This window comes from Streptomyces montanisoli (assembly GCF_017813245.1).
Classification (GTDB): Bacteria; Actinomycetota; Actinomycetes; order Streptomycetales; family Streptomycetaceae; genus Streptomyces; species Streptomyces montanisoli.
The window spans coordinates 1-7,044 of the sequence record NZ_JAGIQL010000248.1; the positions used below are offsets into that span (position 1 = coordinate 1).

At 74.1% G+C, this 7,044-nt stretch carries 6 protein-coding genes; 2 read left to right on the top strand and 4 right to left on the bottom strand.

From position 1 onward, the window contains the following. On the top strand, positions 1-1,467 hold a 1,467-nt coding region (locus JFN87_RS31205; protein WP_504739797.1), incomplete at its 5' end, for a response regulator. 311 nt (positions 1,468-1,778) lie between these two features. On the opposite strand, the gene JFN87_RS31210 is transcribed toward JFN87_RS31205, so the two are convergent. From JFN87_RS31210 to JFN87_RS31225, 4 genes are all read right to left on the bottom strand, one after another. Continuing rightward, positions 1,779-2,204 (bottom strand): PPOX class F420-dependent oxidoreductase, encoded by a 426-nt coding sequence (locus tag JFN87_RS31210; protein ID WP_209345581.1) that lies wholly within the window; start codon positions 2,202-2,204, stop codon positions 1,779-1,781. Between the two features lie 57 nt (positions 2,205-2,261). Next, a complete protein-coding gene (locus JFN87_RS31215) occupies positions 2,262-3,929 on the bottom strand; it encodes a long-chain fatty acid--CoA ligase (protein ID WP_209345583.1) in 1,668 nt (555 codons plus the stop codon). 341 nt (positions 3,930-4,270) lie between these two features. After that, complete coding sequence (locus JFN87_RS31220) at positions 4,271-4,819, bottom strand: SigE family RNA polymerase sigma factor (protein ID WP_209345584.1); 549 nt, start codon at positions 4,817-4,819, stop codon at positions 4,271-4,273. Between the two features lie 334 nt (positions 4,820-5,153). After that, entirely contained in the window at positions 5,154-5,465 is a 312-nt protein-coding gene (locus JFN87_RS31225) for a hypothetical protein (RefSeq protein ID WP_030905807.1), read from the bottom strand. Between the two features lie 377 nt (positions 5,466-5,842). On the opposite strand from JFN87_RS31225, the gene JFN87_RS31230 reads away from it, so the two are divergent. Further along, positions 5,843-6,727: a bifunctional DNA primase/polymerase gene (locus JFN87_RS31230; RefSeq protein WP_209345586.1), complete on the top strand. Its 885-nt coding sequence runs from the start codon at positions 5,843-5,845 to the stop codon at positions 6,725-6,727. Positions 6,728-7,044 lie beyond the last annotated feature (317 nt).

A 7,044-nucleotide genomic window follows, 5' to 3' on the forward strand; every position in this document is an offset into this window, starting at 1 on the left:
GGCGCCGCGGACCAGGACCGGGCAGGCGCGCAGGCCGGGCCCCGCGCCGACGACTCCCTGCCCGGCCGCCACGACGCCGCCCGCACCGCGCCCGACGACGACCACACGCCGCCCCAGCCGCACCCGCTCCCGGACGCCGGGCAGCAGGAGCCCGGGCAGCGAGGGCGCGCCGGGGGACACCGGGCGCAACCCCACGCCCACGACCGGCCGCGTACCGTCGCGCAGCCGCTGCCGGACGAGACCCCGCCCGCCGGGACCGCCACCGGGCGCGACACCCAGGGCCGGGCGTTCAGCGTGCGCACACTCGGGCAGGGCGTGCCGTTCGCCCGCCCGGCGCAGCCGCAGGGCGGCCAGGGCGCGGACCCGGCGCCCGCGAACCGCAGGCGCAAGCTGGGCAACCGCACGGAGCAGACCAGCGACACCGGCACCGGCACCGGCACCGGCACCGGCACCGGACCCAACTCCGGCACCGGGGCGCACCCGCACCCGAACCCCCACCCTCAGCAGCGGCCCCAGCCGCCCGCCGCCACCGCCGACCCGGCCAGGCCGGAGCCGGAACACGCCGCGCCCGGCCCGTCCCATGGCCGTCCCCCCGCGCAGGGGCACGCGCAGAATCCGGCGGGCCGCTCGTACGCCATCGGCGCGCCGGACGACGGCGCCGAGGGCCCGGAGCCGCTGGACGGCCCCGGTGGCGCGGTCGAGGTGGCCAACCGGCCCCAGCCGCAGCCCGTCGACGACGAGATGCCGCCGGAGCCGCTGGACAACCCGCGCCGCCTGCTGGTCTGGCCCGCGCCCGACATGTCCACGCAGCAGGCGCTGAGCGACCGGGGCTACCGGCCCGTCGTCGTGCACTCGCGCGAAGAGGTGGACGCGCAGATCGCCGCGTTCCCCGCCGCCCTGTTCGTCGACCCGCTCACCGGGCCGATCACCCGCACCGCGCTCCAGTCGCTGCGCCGGGCCGCCGTGGCCGCCGAGGTGCCCGTCCTGGTGACGGCGGGGCTCGGACAGGCCAACCGCGAGGCCGCGTACGGCGCCGACCCCGCCGTGCTGCTCAAGGCGCTGGCCCCGCGCGACAGCGAGCAGCACCCGCCGCGCGTGCTGCTCATCGAGGAGCACGAGGAGATCGCGCTCGCCCTGACGGACACCCTGGAGCGGCGCGGCATGCAGGTCGCGCGTGCGGTGGAGGACAGCCAGGCCGTGGCGCTCGCCGGCCAGATGCGGCCGAACCTCGTGGTCATGGACCTCATGCGGGTACGGCGCAGGCGCGCCGGGATCATCGACTGGCTGCGCGCGAACGGGCAGCTGAACCGCACGCCCCTCGTCGTCTACACGTCGGTCGGCATCGACGCGGCGGAGCTGCCGAGGCTGGCGTCGGGCGAGACGGTCCTCTTCCTGGCCGAACGCTCCACGAGCGAGGAGGTCCAGGCGCGCATCGTGGACCTCCTGGCGAAGATCGGCACGAACTAGCCGCACGCGACGGCGCGCGGCACAGGCGTCAATGCGGCATGCGACGCGCGGTGCCAGCGTCAATGCGGCAGGCGGCACGCGACGCCAGCGCCAACGCGGCAGGCGGCAGGCGGCGCACAGCACAAGCGTCAATGCAGCAGGCATCAACGCAGCCGGCGGCATGCCGCGCAGGCATCAACGCAGCCGGCGGCATGCCGCACAAGCGCCAACGCGGCAGGCGGCACAAGCGCCCAGGCGGCGCAGCACAGGCATCAACGCGGCCGACGGCGTGCCGCGCAGGCGTATACGCGGCCGCCGGCGCCGCGCCGGCGTCAACGCCCGTCGGGCGCCCACCCGTACGCGTACGTCAGCGGCAGCCGGACGAGCAGCCGCCGCTCGGCCACCATCGCCGTGCGGAACTCGGCCCAGTCCGGGTGCTCGCCGCGCAGCGCCCGGTACTGCGCGACGAGGGCGTCGGCCGACGCGTCGTCCGGTGCGAGGGCGACGGCGCCGAGCTCCGCGACGCCCTCGCCGACCGCGTACGCGCCGAAGTCGGGGCTCGTCACGTAGAAGCTCGCGCGCGGGTCCCGCCGCAGGTTGCGGGTCTTGGCGCGGTCGTCCGTCACCGAGATCAGCAGCGAACGCGCCCCCGGGTCCCACAGGTAGGAGACGTTCGACAGCTGCGGCCCGCCGTCACGCTTCCGCGTGACGAGAGCGCCGGTGGGGGTCGTACCGAACAGGCTCCAGGGGTCGTTCATGTATCTCTCCTCGGACCTCGGACCTCGGACAAGCGGCGGCCTGAACCGAACTGCCGCCTACAACTGCGTCACGTCCAGCTCGCCGTTGGCGTACTGGCGCCTGATCACCTTCTTGTCGAACTTCCCGACGCTCGTCTTCGGCACCGACTCCACGAGCGCCCACCGCTCCGGCAGCTGCCACCGCGCGACGCGCTCCGCCAGGAAGTCCTTCAGCTCCGCGTACAGCTCGGGACAGTCCGCCGGCACGCCCTCCTTGAGGACGACCGTCGCCAGCGGGCGCTCCCCCCACCTGCCGTCCGGCACGGCCACCACCGCGGCCTCCGCCACCGACGGGTGGCCCATCAGGACGTTCTCCAGCTCGACGCTGGAGATCCACTCCCCGCCCGACTTGATGACGTCCTTCGCGCGGTCCGTCAGCGTCAGGTACCCGTCCGGGCTGATGACGCCGACGTCCCCGGTGCGCAGCCAGCCGTCCGGGCTGAACTTGTCCTCGGGCGTCAGCTCCTCGCCGTCGCTGCCGCCGTAGTACGCGCGCGCCACCCAGGGACCGCGCACCTCGAGCTCGCCCGCCGACTCGTTGTCCCAGGGCAGGAACTCACCGCTCGGGCCCGCGAGCCGCGCCTCGATCCCGACCGGGAAGCGGCCCTGGGTCACCCGGTACGGCCACTCCTCCTCCGCGGTGAGACCGGCCGGCGGGAACGACGTGGTGCCGAGCGGAGACGTCTCCGTCATGCCCCAGGCGTGCAGGAGCCGGACGCCGAGCTTGTCGTACGCGACCATCAGCGACGGCGGGCAGGCGGAGCCGCCGATGGTGACGCGGGCCATCGACGTCAGGTCCCTGGGGTGCTCGGTCACCTCGGCGAGCAGGCCCTGCCAGATGGTGGGCACGGCGGCGGCGTAGGTGGGACGTTCCTGCTCGATCATGTCGGCGAGCGGGGCGGGCTGCAGGAAGCGGTCGGGCATCAGCATGTTCGCGCCGACCATGAAGGCCGCGTGCGGCACGCCCCACGCGTTCACGTGGAACTGCGGCACGACGATCAGCGCCAGGTCCCGCTCGGTGAGGCCGAGCGCCGCCGAGGTGTTCGCCTGCAGGGAGTGCAGGTAGACGGAGCGGTGCGAGAAGACGACGCCCTTGGGGTCGCCCGTCGTGCCGGATGTGTAGCACATGGCCGCGGCCGTGCGCTCGTCCAGATCCGGCCAGTCGAACGCGTCGAAGTCCGGTGAGTGTCGGGCGAGCAGCTCCTCGTAGTCGTGCACCTGCGCGTCCGCGTCGGCCAGCACCGAGCGGTCGCCTGGGCCGCTGACGACGACGTGCTCGACGGTCGGCAGGTGCGGGAGCGCGGGCGCGAGCAGGGGCAGCAGCGACCCGTTGATGATGATCACGCGGTCTTCTGCGTGGTTCGCGATGTAGATCAGCTGCTCGGCGGGCAGCCGCAGGTTGAGGGTGTGCAGGATGGCGCCCATGGACGGGATGGCGAGGTACGCCTCCACGTGCTCCGAGTTGTTCCACATGAGGGTCGCGACACGCTCGTCGTCCGTCACGCCCAGGTCCTCGCGCAGCGCCGAGGCGAGCTGCACGGCGCGTCCGCCGGCCTCGGCGAATGACCGGCGCCGCGGCTCGCCTTCCCCGGTCCATGTGACGATTCGGGAACTCGCGTGGATCGTCATGCCGTGCCTGAGGATGCGGGTCACGGTCAGCGGTACGTCCTGCATCGTGCTCAGCACGGCGTCCTCCCGAGGGGTGGTTCCACGGCGCCCGGGTGGCGGCTGCGGGGGATGTCTGGATTCTGCTCGGACTCCCGCGGAAAAGTCACTACCCAAGAGTAGGCGTATGGGTGTTTGGCCCGTGGAAATCGGTCGCGCGCGGCGTGCGGGGGAGGGTGCCGGGGTGGAGCGTGACGCGCGGGCGAGGACGCATCACGCAGCGTGGGGTCTCACGCGGGTGTTGGCGCAGCCGGTCGCCTCCGCCGTGGCGCAGCCAGTCGGGTGCGCCGTGGCGCTGCCGGTCGCGTGCGCCGTGGCGCTGCCGGTCGCCTGCGCCGTGGCGCTGCCGGTCGCCTGCGCCGTCAGCGTACGGGCGCCAGTTCCGGGTCCTCGCGGAGCTTGCCCAGGGCGCGCGAGACCGCGCTCTTGACGGTGCCGACCGAGACGCCGAGCACCTCGGCGGTCCGTGCCTCGCTCAGGTCCTCGTAGTACCGCAGCACGACCATCGCGCGCTGCCGGGCCGGCAGCCGGCCGATGGCGCGCCACATCGCGTCGTGCAGCACCTGGCGATCGGCCAGGTCGACGTCGTGGACGGCGAGCGGCTCCGGCACCTCGTCGCACGCGAACTCGTCCACCTTGCGTTTGCGCCACTGCGACGTCCTGGTGTTGACGAGCGCGCGCCGCACGTAGCCGTCGAGCGCGCGGTGGTCCTCGATGCGGTCCCAGGCGACGTACGTCTTGGTGAGCGCGGTCTGGAGCAGGTCCTCCGCGTCCAGGGGATTGGCGGTGAGGGATCGGGCGGTGCGCAGGAGTACGGGCCCCCGCGCCCGCATGTACGACGAGAAAGACGCGTAGGGAGCGTGGCCGTGGCTCGCGGCCTTGGAAGCGCTCGTACGGACAGGCGTGGTCATGTGCTCCACGCTATGAGCGGCGGCCTTCCAGGGGATCGGCCCCAGGTCGCGAAGCGCCCTCCCCCTCAGGGTGTAGGGCTCGGGTGGGCCCCACCTCCTACGGGTGGAGGGCGGTGCGCGGACGTCATCAGGGTCGCCCCTGAGCGGTGACGGGGGACAAACGGGGGCAGCACGAAGCCGCGGCGGCCTGCGCGTGGTGCTCCCGCACCTGCCGGAGGCTCTCGCACTCCGCCGCGCAGACCGCCGCGTTTCACCGCTCGGTCATTCCCCGATCAGTCCGATCGGTTCCCCTGTTCTGTTCCCCTGTGCTCTTCCCCCTGGCGGACCGGGCCGGTCACCACAGGTGGTGGAAGGCCACCGTGACGTTCTCGTTGTGCTGGTCGATGGCCGTGAACGCGGAGCCGATGACGTTGGCGGTGTTGTTCTGGTTGGACGCGCCGGCACCGGTCGCCACCTGCTGGGTGGTGGTCGAGTTGCCGTAGTTGTTGTGCCCCACGCCGCTGCCGGACAGCGTCGCGACCGTCGCGTTCGAGCCGTGGCCCGCGATGCTGCCGTTGTCAGCCGAGGCGACCCCCGTGAACAGCGCAGCAGCGAGAGGGAGTGCGGCAACAGCGGCGATGACGCGCGCGGTGCGGATGCTTGCCATTTCGATTTCCTCCAGAGACACGATGTGCTGCTTGAAGTGCTGCTTTTCCCAAGGCAGTTGGCCGGCCGCCTCGGAAGTTGATCCCGACGTCGCGAGATCAGAATTGCCCACCGAATCCCTGGCGAACCAGCCCGGACAGGGGGATTCCCTCGCAAGCGTGAGGACTTGTCGATAAACCCTCATCGCGACTCATCCGACCGTCCCCGAGACGCGTGTCAGGCCGGGAGCCCCGCCGCGTACGGGGTGAACCGTTCCGGCAGATACCCGGCGATCCACCCACACATCGGCGTGCCGCCCACAGCGAGCCGACGGCGGAAGCGAACAGACAATCGAATACCTCTTCCGTCGTTTCGAACGTTCGTGCGAACATAGGAGGCATGGCCACCACCGTCAGGCACACCGCCGCCCTGGCTCTCGCGCACGCGCTGTCCGCCGCCGAGCGCGGGCTCCCCGTCTTCCCCCTGTCCCCCACCAAGCTCCCCGCGCTGCGCTCGCCCCACCGAGGCCGACCGGAGCCGGTCCTGTGCCGCGGCGAGTGCGGCCTGCCCGGCCACGGCGTGTACGACGCGACCACCGACCCGCAGGCCGTGCGGGCCCTGTTCGTCGCGGCGCCCTGGGCGACCGGGTACGGGATCGCGTGCGGGCGCCCCCCGTACAACCTGATCGGCATCGACCTCGACATCAGCGGCTACGAGCCGGCGGAGGGCACCACGCCCGACTCCGTCGCCGCGCTGCAACAGCTCGCGTTCGAGCACCTCTTCACACTGCCGGAGACCGTCACGGTGCTCACCCCGAGCGGCGGCCGCCACATCTGGCTGAGCGGGCCGCCCAACGTGGTCGTACCGAACTCCGCCGGCCGCCTCGCGCCCGGCATCGATGTACGGGGCGCGGGCGGCTACCTCGTCGGCCCGGGCTCCGTCACCGCGCGCGGCGCGTACCGGCTCGCCGGCGGGACGGCGGAGCTGAGGCCCGCGCCCTGCCCGCGCGCACTGCTGCGCCTCCTGGCTCCGCCGGCACACCACGGGCACCCGCGCCCCGGCCGCCCGTCACGGCAGGGCGAGGGCCTGGTGCACTTCGTACTCGCGGCGCACGAGGGGCAGCGCAACACCCGCCTGTTCTGGGCCGCGTGCCGCGCGTACGAGCACGGTTTCGGCGATGCCCTGGCGGAGACGCTGGTCGAGGCGGCGCTGCACACCGGGCTCACGGAACAGGAGGCACGGGCGACGATCGCCTCGGCGTCTCGGCTGACGCGGGGGCGGTGAGAGCACGCGGCGGGGGCTGCGGCCGAAGGGGCGGCTCGCGGCGGCGGGGGCTGCCGCCGGAACGGCGGGAGGGGCGTGCGGCAGCGGGAGCGGCTCGCGGCAGCGGCGTGGGGCGCGGGGGCCGGGGGCGCCGCGGGCCGCGCCCCCCCCCCGGGCGCGCGCGCGCGCCCCCCCCCGCCCCGGCGGCCCCGGGGGGGCGGGCCGGGGGGGGGCGGGGCGGGGCAGGGCGGGGGGGGGCGGGGGCGGGGGGGGGGGGGGGGCCGCGGGCGGCCGCGCCGCCGCGCCGGGGCGGCGCGGGAGGGGAGGGGGTGCGGGAT

What these genes read in the sequence shown, in the direction of transcription:
- JFN87_RS31230 (WP_209345586.1), top strand. Translation starts at nt 5,843, where the DNA reads ATGGCCACCACCGTCAGGCACACCGCCGCCCTGGCTCTCGCGCACGCG.
- JFN87_RS31225 (WP_030905807.1), bottom strand. Translation starts at nt 5,465, where the DNA reads ATGGCAAGCATCCGCACCGCGCGCGTCATCGCCGCTGTTGCCGCACTC.
- JFN87_RS31220 (WP_209345584.1), bottom strand. Translation starts at nt 4,819, where the DNA reads ATGACCACGCCTGTCCGTACGAGCGCTTCCAAGGCCGCGAGCCACGGC.
- JFN87_RS31210 (WP_209345581.1), bottom strand. Translation starts at nt 2,204, where the DNA reads ATGAACGACCCCTGGAGCCTGTTCGGTACGACCCCCACCGGCGCTCTC.